General features: G+C 56.3%; 15 protein-coding genes and 1 tRNA gene. 12 read left to right on the forward strand and 4 right to left on the reverse strand.

Annotated elements, in window-relative coordinates; genetic code table 11:
* Positions 1-1233, reverse strand: a 1233-nt coding sequence (locus tag PHW69_06815) for a hypothetical protein (protein MDD4004900.1), incomplete at its 3' end; no start/stop codon positions are given.
* A gap of 157 nt (positions 1234-1390) precedes the next feature.
* On the opposite strand from PHW69_06815, the gene PHW69_06820 reads away from it, so the two are divergent.
* The 3 genes from PHW69_06820 (at position 1391) to PHW69_06830 (ending at position 4560) form a co-directional block, all read left to right on the forward strand.
* Complete coding sequence (locus PHW69_06820; protein MDD4004901.1) at positions 1391-2005, forward strand: hypothetical protein; 615 nt, start codon at positions 1391-1393, stop codon at positions 2003-2005.
* Positions 2006-2040: 35 nt separating this feature from the next.
* Positions 2041-2826 carry an EFR1 family ferrodoxin gene (locus PHW69_06825; protein ID MDD4004902.1) on the forward strand — a complete coding sequence of 262 codons (786 nt, stop codon included), beginning with the start codon at positions 2041-2043 and terminating at the stop codon, positions 2824-2826.
* 399 nt (positions 2827-3225) lie between these two features.
* Positions 3226-4560: a hypothetical protein gene (locus PHW69_06830; GenBank protein MDD4004903.1), complete on the forward strand. Its 1335-nt coding sequence runs from the start codon at positions 3226-3228 to the stop codon at positions 4558-4560.
* A gap of 135 nt (positions 4561-4695) precedes the next feature.
* Here PHW69_06830 and PHW69_06835 read toward each other — a convergent pair whose 3' ends face one another.
* Positions 4696-5913, reverse strand: a complete 1218-nt coding sequence (locus PHW69_06835; GenBank protein ID MDD4004904.1) for an adenylate/guanylate cyclase domain-containing protein — start codon at positions 5911-5913, stop codon at positions 4696-4698.
* Between the two features lie 83 nt (positions 5914-5996).
* On the opposite strand from PHW69_06835, the gene PHW69_06840 reads away from it, so the two are divergent.
* The 3 genes from PHW69_06840 (at position 5997) to dacB (ending at position 8914) form a co-directional block, all read left to right on the forward strand.
* Positions 5997-6521: a tryptophan-rich sensory protein gene (locus PHW69_06840; protein ID MDD4004905.1), complete on the forward strand. Its 525-nt coding sequence runs from the start codon at positions 5997-5999 to the stop codon at positions 6519-6521.
* A gap of 66 nt (positions 6522-6587) precedes the next feature.
* On the forward strand, positions 6588-7469 hold the full coding sequence (locus tag PHW69_06845) for an EamA family transporter (protein MDD4004906.1): 882 nt from the start codon (positions 6588-6590) through the stop codon (positions 7467-7469).
* Between the two features lie 5 nt (positions 7470-7474).
* Complete coding sequence (dacB, locus tag PHW69_06850) at positions 7475-8914, forward strand: D-alanyl-D-alanine carboxypeptidase/D-alanyl-D-alanine-endopeptidase (protein ID MDD4004907.1); 1440 nt, start codon at positions 7475-7477, stop codon at positions 8912-8914.
* A 52-nt stretch (positions 8915-8966) separates the two neighbouring features.
* Here the strand turns inward: dacB and PHW69_06855 are convergent, their stop codons facing one another.
* Positions 8967-10991: a TonB-dependent receptor gene (locus PHW69_06855; GenBank protein MDD4004908.1), complete on the reverse strand. Its 2025-nt coding sequence runs from the start codon at positions 10989-10991 to the stop codon at positions 8967-8969.
* A 171-nt stretch (positions 10992-11162) separates the two neighbouring features.
* Here PHW69_06855 and PHW69_06860 point away from each other — a divergent pair, with 171 nt between their 5' ends.
* Genes PHW69_06860 through PHW69_06875 form a run of 4 tightly spaced genes read left to right on the forward strand, consistent with a single transcriptional unit; the run spans position 11163 to position 13360 of the window.
* Positions 11163-11900 carry a TatD family hydrolase gene (locus PHW69_06860; GenBank protein MDD4004909.1) on the forward strand — a complete coding sequence of 246 codons (738 nt, stop codon included), beginning with the start codon at positions 11163-11165 and terminating at the stop codon, positions 11898-11900.
* Positions 11897-12619 carry a tRNA threonylcarbamoyladenosine dehydratase gene (locus tag PHW69_06865; protein MDD4004910.1) on the forward strand — a complete coding sequence of 241 codons (723 nt, stop codon included), beginning with the start codon at positions 11897-11899 and terminating at the stop codon, positions 12617-12619. The genes PHW69_06860 and PHW69_06865 overlap by 4 nt, the downstream gene beginning before the upstream one ends.
* Before the next feature lies 1 nt (position 12620).
* A complete protein-coding gene (locus tag PHW69_06870) occupies positions 12621-12914 on the forward strand; it encodes a hypothetical protein (GenBank protein ID MDD4004911.1) in 294 nt (97 codons plus the stop codon).
* Positions 12911-13360: a PAS domain-containing protein gene (locus tag PHW69_06875; GenBank protein MDD4004912.1), complete on the forward strand. Its 450-nt coding sequence runs from the start codon at positions 12911-12913 to the stop codon at positions 13358-13360. The genes PHW69_06870 and PHW69_06875 overlap by 4 nt, the downstream gene beginning before the upstream one ends.
* 1056 nt (positions 13361-14416) lie before the next feature.
* Here the strand turns inward: PHW69_06875 and PHW69_06880 are convergent.
* On the reverse strand, positions 14417-14734 hold the full coding sequence (locus tag PHW69_06880; protein MDD4004913.1) for a hypothetical protein: 318 nt from the start codon (positions 14732-14734) through the stop codon (positions 14417-14419).
* 326 nt (positions 14735-15060) lie between these two features.
* Here PHW69_06880 and PHW69_06885 point away from each other — a divergent pair, with 326 nt between their 5' ends.
* Both PHW69_06885 and PHW69_06890 read left to right on the forward strand, forming a co-directional pair.
* Positions 15061-16344: a glycosyltransferase 87 family protein gene (locus tag PHW69_06885; GenBank protein ID MDD4004914.1), complete on the forward strand. Its 1284-nt coding sequence runs from the start codon at positions 15061-15063 to the stop codon at positions 16342-16344.
* A 170-nt stretch (positions 16345-16514) separates the two neighbouring features.
* Positions 16515-16608 (forward strand) — tRNA-Ser (locus PHW69_06890).
* Positions 16609-16702: the final 94 nt, after the last annotated feature.

Here is a 16702-nt window from a genome sequence, read left to right on the forward strand (position 1 = left end):
CTTGCTTGTGGAAATATCGGGATATTTGCACGCCGCGTCAGAAAACAGCGCGAGATTATCGTGCCATACCCGGCAGCGCGCCCGCGCCGCGAAAAAAAGCGTTGCGGCAAGCGCCGCCATGCAGGCCGCGGCAATGACGGCGAATTTTATATTGCGCGCCCGCAGGTTCCGCAGCAGCCGCTCCGCATAAACAGCCACGGGCAGAAACAACCCCAGCGACGGAATGTAGGAATAGCGGTCCGCCGTCACCGCCTGGCCGGATGGAAAAAACTGCAGCGCAGGCGCGACGGCGATAATATAAAACGCCAGCCCGGCCATAAGCGGTTTTTCCCGATGAAACCGTTTGACCGCAAGCAACAGAACTCCCAGCACCAGCGCCGGACTGAGCAGATAGTCAAGCGGCAGCGCCCCGCCATTGCGCGCCGGAAAAGGATAGATCGCCGACAGCCGAACCGGATAAAACAGTTTGACGGCATAAAATTTCAGCCCGTAAAAGACAAAAAATATCCGGTCGGACAGGGAATACCCGGATTTAAACTGGTTCGCCGATCCGAGCAGAAAATAAGTCCACAGCCCGAACGCTCCCGCCACAAGAATGTACGGCAGCTTTTCCGGCAGCAGCCGTTTGTCAAATTGCCGCCCCAGCAGATAATCGTACACGAAAAGAACAGCCGGCAGGGTAATGCCCATGGGTTTTGCGGTCAGTGAAACCCCGAAGCAGACAAGCGCGGCGATATACCGGATCCTGCTCCGGTTTTTAACATAGGCCGCATAAAAAACGGACGAAAGCAGAAAGAAGAGGGCGTACAGCACGTCCTTGCGCTCGCTCACCCACGCGACTGATTCCACCCGCAGCGGGTGCACCCCGAACAGCAGCGCGCAGATAAACGCGGCCGCGGTGTTTTGGGTGAGCAGCAGAATCAGCGCGAACGCCAGCCCGGCGTTGGCGGCATGCAGTGCGATATTGGTTATGCGGTAAGGCGCGGGGTCAAGCCCGCAATACCTGTAATTGAGCGCGAGCGTTACTATGGAGGCGGGTTTGTAGAGCCCGTAATGCGTACCGGCAAAAATGCGTTTTATGCCGCCGGGCGAAAGATCGCGGATAAGCGGATTGCCGGAAACATAAATGGCGTCATCCCATACGAAATCATTTTTGACCGACGGCCATAACGCACCCGCAGCAGCAGCCATTACCGCCAGAAGCAATCCGGTTTCAAGTAAAATATTTCGCATTGTAACAGTATCTGCCTGCAGAATGAAAGGCTATCATTTTGCCGGCCGGATTGCCACCGCCGCGCCGCCGCAACCCGGGAATTCCCGCACCCGTGCGTGCCGCGAATTCGCGGGGCGCAACCGCGCCGGAAACATAAAAATTTTGTACCCTGTAACCATGAACAGGAAAGCCGCGCTGCTTGTGAAACTTACCGGCCCGCTGATAATACTGCTGGCGGTTTACGGCATTTACCTGCTGGCGCCTTTCTTGGAATATATGGCCATAAAACCGCTGTCCGGCGACATAATCTGCCGCGCCAATTCCGGCGGCAGCGAAGGAAGATTCTTTTCCGCCGTCAGCGGCGAACCTGTTTCCGAATGCGGGCTTGTGCTCAGCCACCACTGGCGTTGGTATGTGCTGGACTTTAACGGGCGCGTGACGCTCAAACCGCTCGCCGCCTGGATTTTCAGAAGCAGAAGTTTCGCCGTTTTCCGTATAGCCGAAGCGACGTCCGGCATATCGCCCGGCCTGCGCAATAAATTCGTGGAACTGGCGGGCAGGCCCGCCAATCCGCCCGTTTTCTGCGGAGCGGAAACGATAAGCCGGTTTTACCCGGTCAAGACCGGCTCGGCTGTGACCATTGACGACGGCCTTTCGGCCCGGCTCAAAGAAAACGGTTTTGCCGTGCAGCCGGGCGTAAAAGTGGTCACGCCGGGCAGCATCGCCCGCTCGGCGACACTGGACGAAATTTTTTCAACCGGCATGGAAACCGGCCGGCTTAAAAGACGCTAGCGCGCATACGCCCGCGCGCCCGGAGTGACATAGGCATGAAAACCGTAATTTACGCATTTTCAGGAACCGGCAACTCACTTCATGCGGCACAACTGCTGTCCGCCGCGCTGGGAGGCGAAACAAGGCACATTCCGGCGGAACTGAAAGCGGGCAGATTCAGCTGCGAAGCGGAGACCGTCGGCTTCGTCTTCCCGGTTTACTGCTGGGCCGCGCCGGGCATTGTGGAAACTTTCATTGCCGGACTGGAATTTTCCGGCTCGCCGTATATCTTCGCGGTGGCGACCTACGCCGGGTCGAAAGGCTACGCGCTGGGCCACGTGCAGGCCGCGCTGAACCCGAAAGGCGCGAAGCTGGCGGCCGGGTTCGGGTTGAAAATGCCGTCGAATTACCTGCCTTTCCCGCAGGTAAAACCGGCGGAAGAATGCGCCGGACTGCTGAAAAAAGCCGATTCGGAACTGCTTGAAATAGCTGAAAAAGTAAAAATCCGTCATACCGCCCCGGTTGCGCGCGGCTTTTTTCTGCCGGAGCTGTTGCTGCCGCTGCTCCGCAAATTCGTGGTGCATAAAAGTGGCCGCTGGGACACCTCTTTTCACCTTAATTCCGGCTGCAATGGCTGCGGCACATGCGTGAAAGTATGTCCGGCCGGCAATATCGAACTTTCCGGCGGCAGGCCGCGCTGGCGGCACCGGTGCCTCGGCTGCCTCGCCTGTGCCAATTACTGCCCGCAAAAAGCGATCATGATGAACGGTTTTTCGAAAAAAAACCGGTATCACCATCCCGCGATATCCGCTGCGGATATCGAGTCCCAGAAAATCAGGTGAGCGCAAACCGCCGGCCGTGGCCGGCCCTGCCGGTAAGGGGCGACACCCTGCCGCAGGTCCGCCGGGGAAACGGATTCGCCCGATAACAGTGCGCCAATCAGCTCTTGACAGGCTGGTTAATTACGGCTTATAATAAACCAACATTCGCAATTCACCTTTTATCGCTTCCTGTCTTGAACCTGTAACCGGATGTTAAACAGTTTGTCTGCTATGCGGCGCGCGCTGAATCTTCGCAACATAAGTTCAATCGCAGTGCAATCTCCCGTATGAGCTGTTTTTGGCTTCAGCCGGGAAAAAATCGCGGTGTATGTCCGCGCCCGTATTTCCATGTACAGAACTGCAGGAAAGACAATAGCGGTACTGCGCAAACTGGTCCTTGCAGACAAGGGTCAGCTGCTTATGCCCGCCATATTCTTATTGCCGACACTGTGGCTCTTTGTAATACTGCTGTTGGAAACGGCGAAACTGTCGCGCGCCAAAATAAAATACCAGCTCGCCGCGGACGTGGCGGCCACGGTCGAGATGGAGAACTATGCGGATTTTTTCAACCGGACAGCGTATGTGAACGGAGCGTTTCCCTATCGCATCTTCGCGGAAAATTACGAAGACTGCAAGGTATCGAACGGCAACACTGTCGCGCTTGCAAAAAAGTCATTGACCACGCGCGTTTCCGTTTGTCTGCACGATTTGCTGCTGGCTAACGGCACCTATCCCACCTGGGTGAAGGATGATAACCCTCAAGGGGACAACTTCACTAACGGAGCCCGCCTTTATGAAGATATTGACGACGATTTTGTAGACACGCGGAAGAAATGGCTGATCCAGTTTGTAGGCGCGCATGGCTATGGCACACGCACCGGCAACGGCACCTACGACATGCAAAGTTACGACGGCAAGACAAATGTGGACAACTGGAACCGTCCCTATTTCGGCCCTAACGACTGGAAAGAGTATGATTATATGTTCCGGGACCGCAACCATTTTATCGGCGCGGCGAGCCTCGATTGTGTTAACGCGAAAGAATGGAATACAAACTGCCCTTACACCGCTTTGGAAACATATGTCACTTTCGACACGGTCAAGTTGCACTTTGACTTCTGGTTTCAGGTGTATGCGCTGCTAGGCAACGTGAGCAATTCGCAAACGGCTGTGTTTAAGACACTTATAGAAAACCACGCGTTTTTCCGCAAAGCTTATTACTATAACGCCGGCGACTGCACCGAATCGCCGGGTGGTAATTCGGTAACCGATGAAGACGTCTGCCTCCAGTCCGGCGGCCAGTCCGGCCTTTCCGGCGATAACGGCGCCAGAGCCATTGGAAGCGCTGTTTTTGAAACCGAAGCCAAAGAACTTACAACCACCACATTTTTCTATTCAAAGGCAAAAGCGGATATTTCAGAGTTGCGCCCGATTTACCGCCAAACCCTTGTATACGGCGATTCCACCGATGTTCAGCCCCGGCTGTTTCAGCTCCGGGTGTTTAAGGAAGCCGAGCTGGACAAACTCAAAACGCTTGGCGACGGTCTTGATGTTTACCAAATCTGGGTAGCCGAAAATAATTTCTTTGACATTAATGTGAATGCGCTAGGAAGCGGGCAGAACTGCGGCGACAGGCTTTGCGTGCACAACAAAGTGTCCGTACGGTCTTCCATCTTCGGGGAACATGGCGGCGGGGATAATAATACCGTCTGGCCGTACCCCACTCCTAAATATCAGGTGGTGCTGGACCCGTGAGCGCCGCTGCCGACACACAGCGCGGCAGCATAACCGGGCCGCAGCAGCTGCCGTTTCACCTGAAACAGCCGTGCGCCGCGCCAGCGGGATTATGCACCGTATCCGGCTGACCGCCGCGGTCCCCTGGCGGCAGGCTCAAGCGCAGTCCAGCCGGAACAGTTTTACCGGCTCGCTGTAGCCTTTAAGCATGAATTCTTTTTCGGAAGGCAGCCACTTAAACTCCTCTCCCGCCGAGTCGGCAAACACGCCCGAAGCGAGTATTTCGCCCGGCCTGGCGCAGGACTGGATGCGTTCGGTCATGTTCACCGTATCGCCCAGAACGGCGTATTCGATGCGGTCTTCCGAACCGAGATTGCCGGCTACGATTTCCCCGAAATGCAGCCCGATCCCGACCTCCAGCCCCGGTGTCCGGCCTGCGGCGTTTGCGGCGGACACGGCTTTCACTATTTCGGCGGCGCATTTCGCGGCGCACAGGCACGGATCGTCCAGTTTGAGGGGATCGCCGAACACGGCGATAATCGAATCCCCCACGAATTTGTTCACCGCTCCGCCATGCATGAACACAAGATCGCCGAGCTGGTAAAAATGTTCGTTAAGCAGAGCCATCAGTTTTGCCGGGGCAAGAGTCCGCGCCATTTTGGTGAATCCGCGTATATCCGCTATCAGCACCGCCACCCGCGCCGAATGGCCGCGCCCCGCCACTTCAAGATCCGCTCCGGCGGCGAATATTTCGTTCGCCACATGATAAGGCACATATTTTGAAAACGCGTTTTCCAGCCGTTCGCGGTAAACCCGGTCATTCACCAGCGCCTGTCCGCGCTCAAGCGCGGAACCTGCGGCGAAAGAACACAGCACGCCGAACAGCGCCATCATTCCCACGTTAATCCATAACTGCCATGCTGTCTGGGCCGGAAAACCGTAACGCGCCCCCAGCCATTGCGCGAACACATACGCGCAGGCGGTGGCGGCGGTGGCCGTCCAGACCGCTTTTCGGTTGACCCGGAACAGCGAAACGCCTATGAGGAAATAAAAAAACGCGTCCGCGCCCGCGCCGATATCGTCGCGCAAAGACAGCGCGGCAAACCCGGCGAACAAAGCGTCGGCCACAGGCACGGCGAACTTGAACCAGGGCTGGAAAACGCGTCTGTAATTAACAGTCCACAGCATCGCCGCGCCGAATGCCAGCCACAGCCAGCCGATGTTAAACACCAGCCCCGACAGGCGCTCCGGCATCCCGGCCCCCAGGCCCAGCTCAGCCAGTTCGGTGCCGGCCAAAAGCGCAATAATGCACAGCCTCAGCACATTGATAATGCGTTCGCCCTTGACTGCTTCGGCAGACAGATAAGCGGTCATATGCCGCGCATGGTTCATTGCAATACAATAGCTTTTACAGACCGCGCAACTCAAGCCCGGCACAAACTGTTATAATCAGCCACATGGACAAAACAGGGAAAACCGCGCTGCTGGCGTGTATCGCGCTGTGTTTGACAACGGGCGCGATCGGCTCCGCCGCTGCCGGTTTGGCGCCGGACTGGTATGCGAGCCTGTCCAAGCCGGCGTGGAATCCGCCGGACCGGCTTTTCGCGCCCGTCTGGACCGCGCTTTACCTGCTAATGGCAGTCGCTTTATGGCTTGTGTGGAAAACAGAATCCGTGCCCGCGCGCAAAACCGCGCTGGTCCTGTTTGGTGTCCAGCTGGTTCTGAACGCCGGCTGGCCGCTGATATTCTTCGGCTGGCGCAGCCCGGGTGTTGCGCTGGCGGAACTGCTGATCCTCTGGCTGGCCGTGGCGGCGACACTGGCTGTTTTCGCGAAACAATCCCGCACGGCGGCATGGCTGCTTGCGCCTTATCTCGCGTGGCTGAGTTTCGCGGGCGCGCTCAATTTCGCGATCTGGCGGCTTAATCCGGGCAACGCCGGTCCGGGTGCCACGGCGGCGGAAACAACCGTGGCGCCGCGCTAAGTCCGGCCGGCCATACCTGCCGTTAAACGCTGTGGCGCGCCATTCCCCGATTTTTTACAATATAGCATGCTCTGGGCGTCACTCGCGCTGCTGTCGGCGGTTTTTTCCGCGATCGCGGCGGTAATTGAAAAGAAAATCCTTTTTACGGAAGAGGCTGTTCCTTTTTCGTTCGTATTCGCCGTTGTTTCAGCCGCAGTCGCGCTGCCGCTGCTGCACGGCGTTGACTTCGGCGCCGTTTCGCGGACAGGGCTCGGTCTGCTGTTTTTCAAAACCGCGCTCGGCTCGGCGGCTTTCCTGTTTGTCATGGAAAGCATAAAACGGCTGGAACTAAGCGGCGCGCTGCCTCTGCTTGCGCTGACGCCCGCGCTGGCGGCGGTCGGAGGGCTGTTGTTTTTAGGCGAAACATTATCCGTGCGCGAAACAGGCGGACTTGTGACGATACTGGCCGGCACCTACCTGCTGCAATCCGACGGCAAAACCGGCCTTTTCGAGCCTTTCATCAAACTGCTCAAGGCAGACGGCTACCGCTATATCCTGGCCGCGCTGACGATTTTTGCCGTCACCTCGCTTATTGACAAAACCGCCATAACCCGTTACCGCATGAAACCGGGCGCGGTGCTGGGTTTCAACCAGCTGTTCCAGGCGTTTTGTTTCTGGGCGGTATACCTGGCGCGCGGGTATGGATATCGCCAGACAGCCGCGCTTGTCAGACGATGCGGCGGGCTGATTGTCACGCTCGCGCTTGTTTCACTGGTGTACCGCTGGGCCCAGATCGAAGCGGTCAGGCTGGCACCGGTCGCGCTGGTGCTGGCCTTGAAGCGCACTTCGGTGTTTATGGGCACGGCGGCAGGCGGCAAACTGTTCGGCGAGCACGATGTTCCACGGAAAAGTTTCGCCGCGGGCATTATAGTCGCCGGCGCATTTCTGATAATGAACAACGCGGGGTAGAGCTTATGAGAAAAATTGCATTTTTAATTATCGCGCTGGGTTTTCCGGCCTGCGCGGCGGACCGGCAGGCAGTTCTGCCAGAACTGCTCGGCAGTTATGAAACCGGCGCGCTGGCGGACGCGCAATGGTCTTTCCGCGCCGTCTACACCGCCGACGGAACAGAACTGGCCTCGTTCAACTCCGGCAAGAACCTCTGCCCCGCTTCGGGAATGAAACTTTTCACCACCGCCGCCGCGCTGGAACTGCTCGGGCCGGACCACCGGTTCAAAACCGAACTGCTTTATTCCGGCTCGATTGACGATGAGGACGGCGTGCTCAAAGGCGACCTCTACATCCGCGGCGGCGGCGACCCCACGCTGGGATCGGACCGGGTAAAAGGCTCGCTTTCGCTAGCGCGCGTCGTGGACAAATGGGCGCGCGCGGCCAAAGCCGCCGGCATCAGGGAACTGCGCGGCTTCATCCGCCCAGACGACAGCTATTTCAAGGGCGATTCCGTGCCCGGCAAATGGTTCTGGGAAGACGTGGGCAATTATTACGGCGCGCAGGCCTCCGCCCTGAGCGTGAACGACAATATCCTGTACCTCCATTTCAAGCCCGGCAGGAAACCGGGACTGCCCGCCATTCTTGAAGACACGAACCCAGCCCTGCCCAATTTCACGCTGCAGAACAATGTGCTTACCGGGCCGGCCGGTTCCGGCGACAACGCGTTTGTTTATAACGGGCCGGATTCCTACAGCGGCTATGTGTCGGGCACGGTGCCGGCGGGCCCGCTCTTTTCCGTAAAAGCCGCATTGCCGGAACCGGGCGTTTATCTGGGGCATGAACTGCTGGCCGCGCTTTCAAAAGCCGGCATAAAAACTCCGTTCGGGGTGCGCAAAGCCGCAAAAGACACCGACAGCGCGCGCCTGACAAAACTCACCGAAACCCTTTCCCCGCCGCTTGACGACATCATTTTCGTGACCAATAAAACGAGTTTCAACCTGTACGCGGAAACAATGCTGCGTCACCTGTCGGCATCCGGCAAGGCGGAGGACGGCATAAAGAATATCCTGCTTTTTCTGTCTACCGAAGGCGTGTCGGCCGCGGGCCTGAAAATGTATGACGGCAGCGGACTTTCCCGAGCCGACACGGTTACCGCCCGTTCCGTCACCGATCTGCTCGCCCGCATGACGGCAAAATCGTATTTCAGGGAGTTTTACGCTTCGCTGCCCGTAGCGGGCGACCCGGCGGATTTAGGCCGCATGAAAGATTTCGGCGCCGGCACGCCGCTGGCGAAAAACGCGCGCGTCAAAACCGGCTATATGGAAGGGGTGAAGAGTTTTTCGGGGTATATGAAGGATCGGTCGGGCAGACAAATCGCGTTTTCCTTTATCGCCAACAATTTTTCCACGGATTCCAGACAGCTCGCCGCTATTGCCGTGCAGCTGCTCAACGCCTGCTACTGACACCTGTAACGGCGGGCCCGGAAGGGGCCCGCCGCCAGACACCTTATGCGGTTTAGAAAGCCAGCCCGGCGCGCGCATACAGCGTGCGGCCCGGAGCGGGCGCGCCATAATCGGTAAAATAATTCCTGTCCAGCAGATTGGTTCCGCCCGCGCGCAGCAATAAATCCGCGGTGACGTGATAGGAAATATTCGCGTCAACGGTGCAGAACCCGCCCAGCGTCACCCAGCCGCCCGCCGCATCCTGAACATACCGGCTGGAAAATGCGGACAGCTTTGCGAATAACTCGAATTTACCGTTAATTTTCCACAGATCGCTGGCGTAAAACCGGTGCGCCGGGCGATCGCGCAGTTTGTCGGACTCTGCGCCCGGAGTGGTGTTTCGAGCGTGAAGGTAAGTATAGCCGATATCGGTTTCATTCGAACCCGGAAGCGCGCTTTTAACCGACATCTCCACCCCCTTGAATTCGGCTTTGCCGATATTCTGCATCTGGCTCGCGCTGGAACTGAGAACAACCGAGTCAATCAGGTCGCGCACGGGGTTATAAAACACCGACGCCTCAACTGCGGTCTTTAAGCCCGGCGCAAACAGCCGCGCGCCCGCTTCGTAGTTATGCGAAACCTCCTTCTGCAGGTTCGGATTCGGAATTTTGGTGTCAATATAACCTGAATACAGTTCCTTGAGAGTGGGAAAGCGGCTTTTGATACCGGCGCTGGCGTAAAATTCGGTATCTTCATCCAGCGAGTATTTCACACCAGCCTGGGGATTGAAAGCGGTATCGCTGCCGCGCACAAATCCGCCGTTGGAATAAAGCGGATCCTGAATATCGCAGCTTGCACCGATAAGCGCGGTCAGGCCGTTGTGCGGTTTCCAGTTGTTTTCCAGCCCCAGCGAAAGGGTCTGAGCCTCGTAACGTTCCCATGCCGCACCCGCAGTGTCCTGAGAGCGGTGGATATCCTTTTTATAGGAAAACGCGGCGCCCAGCTCGGTCAGGCCGTCGAGCAGAGTGACACTTGGAACAATGCCGCCGCCCCAGGAATAATCGTCATAAGTGGAATGGAAGGCTTTCCTTGTGTTCTGGGTGGTGTAGGTGGCGTTATCATAAGAGTCGAGCACGTTATAGTAGCTGTCGTAATAAAACCGGCTGCCGACATTAACCATGCCAAACGAGGAACTCCCCACCGCATAGTAGGTATTCTTCTTCCATTCGCTAAACCGCCAGTAGCGCGGATTATAGAGGTTGGCGGGAACCTGATAGTTCGCGTCAACGCAGTTCACGGCGAAGGCGTATTCATGATTTTCGCTGGGCACAAGACCCAGCTTGCCCGAATAATTGCGCCTGATATAGCCGGAGTTCTGGCGGATGCCGGAGGAAGTCTGCGAGCCGGCGGGTGTGAAGCCGTTTGACAGAGCGAACCCCTTTGAGTCGGCATAATCGGCCGACACCGCGGCATAGAACCTGTCCTGCCTGGTACCCGCGCCGGCCGAACCGGCGCGGTCGGTTTCGCCGGCGAACGAGCCGTCGGCAAACAGCTCCAGCTTCCCGCGCGGTTTGGCGGTAATCACATTCACCACGCCGCCCATGGTATTGGGGCCGTTAAGCACGGAGCTGAGCCCTTTCGATACCTGAATTTTCGACACATTCGACACCGGCAGCTTGTTAGTGTCAATAATATCGCCGTAAGGCACATAGACCGGCACGCCGTCAAACATTACCGGCACCTGAAGCTGCGACGCGCCGCGCAGATAAAACGACTGCTCGCCCCGGCTGGTGCGGGTTTCCGAGAATCCGGTAACCTTGAGCAGCGCGTCCGACACGCTTTTGACATTATCTTCCAGCAGTTCCTTTGAACCTATTTCGGCGGACGAGTAAACCGCCGACTGCTTCGCCGCGCCCGACTGGCTGGCAATCTCGCCCAGTTCGAACACGCTTTTTGACGGCGGCGCGACCGGTTTCTGCATCAGCGGGACGGAAAGCCCGTTTCCGCTTTCCGCCGGAACCTGCGCCGCATATTCCTGCGAACTCACGCACTGCGACAGCAATAACAACGCCGCCGCGGCGGGTATATATAAACGCATATATCCTCCGTGGCTGCCTTTTACGCTGTGATCTTACGGGAAACGCATCAGTGAATTTCAATTCGCGCGCTATACAGACCGGGGCAGGCCAAATGGTATTTTCCTGTTCCAGTATAGCATTTCGCAGGCGGCGCGGGTTTTAATCGCCGCCAAAATGCGCTAGAATTCTGTATGCCGTTCGCCGACGCGCACCTGCATCTTCTTCCGCCCGGCATAACCGGGTTCAGCCAGACGCTTGACCGCGCCGGCATAACCCGCGCTTTTGCAAATTCCGCGGGAAAAGCGGAGTGGCAGAACACGCTCTACGCGGCGCGCTGCGGCCCGGTAACGCCTTTTATCGGGATACATCCGTGGTTCTGCGCGCGGCACACGCCGGCGGATTTGGCGGAGCTTGATGCCCTGCTTGCCCGCAACCCAGCCGCGCGGGTTGGCGAAACCGGACTGGACGGCGCCATCCAGACCGCCATGCCACTCCAGGAGGAATTTTTCGCCGCGCAGGCCGAACTGGCACGCCGGCACCACCGTGCGCTGAGTGTGCATTGCGTCAAGGCGTGGGCCGGCATGATGAAGATTTTGCGGCGGACCGGGCCGTTCCCGGCCGGGTTTATAATGCACGGGTTCAGCGGCCCGGCCGAACTGATCAGTGAACTGACGGAACTAGGCGGATATTTTTCGTTCGGGCCGCGCGTTCTGGACCCGCGCGGCAAGCGTCTGCCAAGCCTGATCAAAGCCGTGCCGGCGCACAGGCTGTTATGCGAAACGGATTTCCCGCACGGCAGGATTAACGGTACGGTTCCGCCGTTTCCGCCTATTGATCAGGTTACAATGGCGGTCGGAGCGCTGGCTGGCATAAGCGGCCCGGCGGAAACATTTTATGAAAACGCCGGCCGGGCCATAGGATTTTTATGAGCGATTTCAGCCAGCGCACCCTGTTATTGCTGGGCGAAACCGGCGTGCGGAAACTGGCAGCCGCGCATGTTCTGATCGCGGGGCTCGGCGCGGTGGGCAGTTTCGCCGCGGAAGCCTGCGCGCGGGCCGGAGTAGGACAGCTGACTCTGGCGGATTTCGATGTGGTGTCGGAATCAAACATCAACCGGCAGCTTTTCGCGCTGCATTCAACCGTCGGGCAAAAAAAAACCGGACTGGCTCTGGCACGGATAAAAGATATCAATCCCGCATGCAGGGTTATCGTGCGGGAAGAATTCATTGATCCGCAGAATATTTCCGGACTGCTGGCGTCCGGCCCGGACGTTGTGCTTGACGCGATTGACACCTTCAATTCAAAGCTGGCGCTTATCTCGCACTGCGCCGCCAATGGCATTACCCAGTTTTCCTCAATGGGCGCGGCGCGCAAGTCGGACGTTACGCGCATAAAGGTATCAGCCATTCAAAACGCCACGCACTGCCCGCTCGCGCGGAAACTGCGCATAACCCTGAAAAAAAACGGCGTAACCGCGCCTGTCCAGTGCGTATGGTCGGATGAGGAGCCGGCAAACTGCGCCGCCGCGCCTGAAGAAACGCGCGACGGAACGCCGCGCCGTACTTTCGGCAGTCTGTGCGCGGTAACCGGGATATTCGGGCTGACGCTCGCCGGGCTCGCAATTAAACATATCGTCGCCAAGGAATGAAATGATGACCAGAATCCTGCTGATTGCGTTTTTTTGCCTTGCAAGCTCGCCGCTTATGGCGCAAAGCGCCGCCACGGCCGCGGCAACGGCAATAAACACCGAAACAAAGCCGGCGTCGCCAGCCAAGCAAACCAAACAGGTTCGCGCTAAAAAAACCAAACCCGCAAAGGCGGGCAAAAAAACCGCCGGAAAAACAGTCGCCGGAAAAATGCGCGGCAAGAAATACTGCGTTACCAGCCTGGCGATTGATTATAACGGCACGGCCGTATCAACAACAGCCGTGAAACCACGATGAACCGGCTGAACTGCGCGGTTGCGGCGGGTCTTGTACTGTTATCGGGCGCGTGTACCGGAATCGCGCGGAACGATCGGGAATTCGCGGCGGCATTTTTCGCAGGGAAGGAATCGCCCCGGCTGCCCGATAATGCGCTCGTGCTGCTGACCGATTTTGAAAGCGGCATAGTATTCGCCAGCCCGAGCCTGCTTGAGCTTTCCGGCTATACCGCGAAGGAACTTGAAGGCGAAAACTATTATCAGCTTCTGCTGGAAGAAAGCGCTGTCCGGCCGGACAAGGCCGCCGTGGCCGATTCCCTTCAAACTGGCCAGTCCGTTACCGTGGAATCGGAAATGCTTACCAAAGAAGGAACTATTATCTACGCAACCGCAACCATTGCCGTAACGCGCGGCGCCGACGGCAAACCGGCAGGCGTAAGCCGCACTCTGCGGCGCACCCTGTTTTAAATTCCTGAAACATGAGTATTATACTAACTCTCCAGCGCGTGAAAACATTTAAAGTGCACCCCATGAGTTGGACATATGCTTAGATAGCGGCTGGCAAGTTTAGTTGTGTCCAGAGGGTCGGCATCACTGTTTGCGGCGATAATTTCAACCCTGCTTTTGCTTCGAACTCTTCCGGCGGCAAATACCCAGGCGCCGAATGCAACCGCTTTCTACTAACACCATCCCGATAAAATGCTGTATCTGCGCGACGGCTATGCGGGCAGCAGCACGGCGTTTTAAATTCCTGAACCCCGCATATATACTGGTAAGACCTGCCTGCATTTATCAAACGTTGCCGACAAGCAGCTATGTTTTGCGAGATACCCCGCCCCCAGGCTTAGCCGGAGGGGGGGGGCGTTTTGCATAACCTGTTGCCTGTTGTTTGCCCCGCTTACGCAGGGTTACACACTTCATCCCACTGCTTAAGCTATGCCATGTCGGCAATCATTATGTCGTGCCAACCAGCACCGGGTTTTATGCAGAATGTGTGCGAAATGTGCAAACCAGTTAAACATAAATACACATATCTAGCCTGTTTGTGACAAAATTTACTTTGTATGTTAATTTTTAGCTAACAATCAGAACTTTCCAGCATGATCATCATGATCATACATTAGTTTTTTATCGCTCATATGGCTATAGAACAGGATTTTAAGGCAATTAAAAATAAATCATAGATATTAAAGGTTATTTTCTAAAATTTATCAAGTTATTATAAACTCTCATGTTGGGTAAAAATCTAATGCAAGATTAGTTGACAAAATAATATATAATGTGTAAAATATAATAGTCTTTTGGGTAGAGGGAGGCTCTGGGGGAAAATCCTTCCGGCATATGCCGGAAGGATTTTTCACATACCGGCCGCGCAAAAATTTCGCGCAATCACTCCGCTTATATGCGGTGTTTTGAAATTGTAAACGAAAAATCCGGCAAACGGCATGTGCAGCAACGGGGCCGCAACCTGTACGGTTGCGGCCCCGTTCAATAAACTGTTCCGAACAGAGGTTCAGCAGCCGGTCAGATTTCCTCGGCTTTCTGCACATCATCCGCAATGTGATGCGGGGTAACGGGTTCCGGCGCATGTTTAGGATTCGGCAAATCGAGTATCAGCCGCCAGACCGCCCAGAGCATTGACATGGTAGCCAGAAAAAACACGACCGGCAGAAAATCCGGCATCGTCATGTCAAGCACCTTGGCGGTGTCATATATCACATAAATAATGTAGGTGAACGCTATCCCCCAGCCGTAAGCCTTATCCTTGAAACCGCCGAGCATGATGCCCATCATGGCAATAGCCACTTCAAATAGAATTGAAACGTATTGCATTTTTTCCATAAAACGGTTCCCTCCATTTTATCTGCTAGATTATACAATAAAATGAACCTTTCTCCGGTTTGCGCCGGGAACTTCGGTTTGTACAAGCTGTCGTTTGCTCCGGCAGCGGGGAAGCATAATTCATTACCATGCTTGAGCTATGCCATGCCGGCAATTATTCTGTCGTGGCGACCAGCGCCGGATTTCTTGCGTGCGGAATATTTATCAGATCCGCCCGCGCCGCCGGGCAGAACCGCCTTTTGAAAATAGCGCGGCATATTGCGCTCGCGTGCCAGCCACTTCTCCCGCGGGCGGGAGCGCGGGCCGCAAAAATGTATAATCTGGAAATGTTTACATTTGCGCGCGGCAATTCGCCGCTTACAAAATCCGGGAAGCTGAAAGTTTTTTTCACCGTATTGTCAGCGGGTTTCGCGCTTGCGGCGCTCTACTGCTGCGTAAGCGGCGCGTTGCACGGTTATAAATTCCCTTACGGCAGTTTGTTGTTTAACTCCGAACGCCAGTTCGGAGATTTTTACGACAACTGGTTCAAATGGCAATATGACCGCCAGTTTCTGCTGTCGCGTTCCGCTCTCACCGTGCTGCCGCTGGGCAATGTGCTCATGTATGCGTTTTCGCGGATAAATCCGGCATGGACGGCCCTGTTCATTTTTTCTGCGCTAGGCGCGGCGTTTTTTGTCTGTTATTGTTTCTGGGGAACGGGCAGGCTGTCGTTCGCAGTGCGGGCGGCGGCGGTTATCGCGTTATGCGGGCTGTGTTATCCATTTCTGTTTACGCTCGACAGGGGCAACATGCAGCTTTATTACTTTATGCTGGTGTCCGCCTTTCTTTACGCATACAGCCGGGGCGCGTATGCGGTTGCGGCGGCAATATTCGGTTTTTCACTCGGATTAAAACCGTTTCATATAGTATTCGCGGTTTTATTTGTGGCGGACCGGAAATACCGGGAGCTTGCGGCCGCATTCTGCGTGTTCGCTCTGACGGCGGCGGGCGCGTCCGCCCTGCTTGCCGTATGGAACGGGCTTACCGTTAACCAGTTTCTGCATCCGGATCCCGGGCCCAAAGGAAACTGGACAGTAAGTTATCATCAGGCTTATGTGGTAGGCAATAACGGCCTGTTTTTCGGGCACAGCGTGTTCGGCGCGCTCAAAGTCGTGCTGATGCATTTTTACAACTGCGGGCTTTTTGCGCTGGGTACGGTGGAGGAGCTGGTCGAGCGGATGGCCAGGCCCTATTTTGTCGCGGCTGCCGCCGGATACCTGTATGCGGCGTGGTTTGTTATCCGGCGCGAAACGGTTTTGTGGCGCAGGGTTGCGCTGCTGACAGTCTGCATGACGGCATTGCCGTTCGTGTCGGCAGATTACCGGCTGACGCTGTACCTGATTCCGTTTTTCATGTTTCTCAACGCGCCGGGCGAGAATACGGATTTTGTTTACAGCGTGCTGTTTGGACTGGTGCTGATTCCCAAGAATTACTATTTCCGCGTATTTTCATTTGTGCCGCCCGATACGGGCCTGGGTATCGTGGCCACGCCGGCAGTGCTGCTGTATTTCGCGTGGCGGCTGATGCGGGACCGCCGGTTCGTAACCGGCGCCGGTGTGAAAGCCGACTGAGGTTTTGTTTTTTCAACGCCGTGGTTGCCGAACAGACTATACCGCCGCGCGTACCGGTTTGCTGATGCGGCTTGCCGCTCTGGCGCGGAACAGGGCGTGCGGCGTTTTTGGATATTCATTTGCCAAACGGCTGGAAAATTATATAATTTAAAAGATTTCCGAAGTACAACGGAGAGATGGCCGAGAGGCTGAAGGCGGCGGTTTGCTAAACCGTTATACGGGTGTAAACCCGTATCGAGGGTTCGAATCCCTCTCTCTCCGCCAGATTTTTTCATAGATATAACTGCATGCCGGCTTCCGGGCACTCCTGCCTGGACCGGCATGTAGTATTCTATGGTACCTTTCTCGGCATCCTTAT

The organism is Elusimicrobiaceae bacterium, from assembly GCA_028700325.1.
Classification (GTDB): domain Bacteria; phylum Elusimicrobiota; class Elusimicrobia; order Elusimicrobiales; family Elusimicrobiaceae; genus JAQVSV01.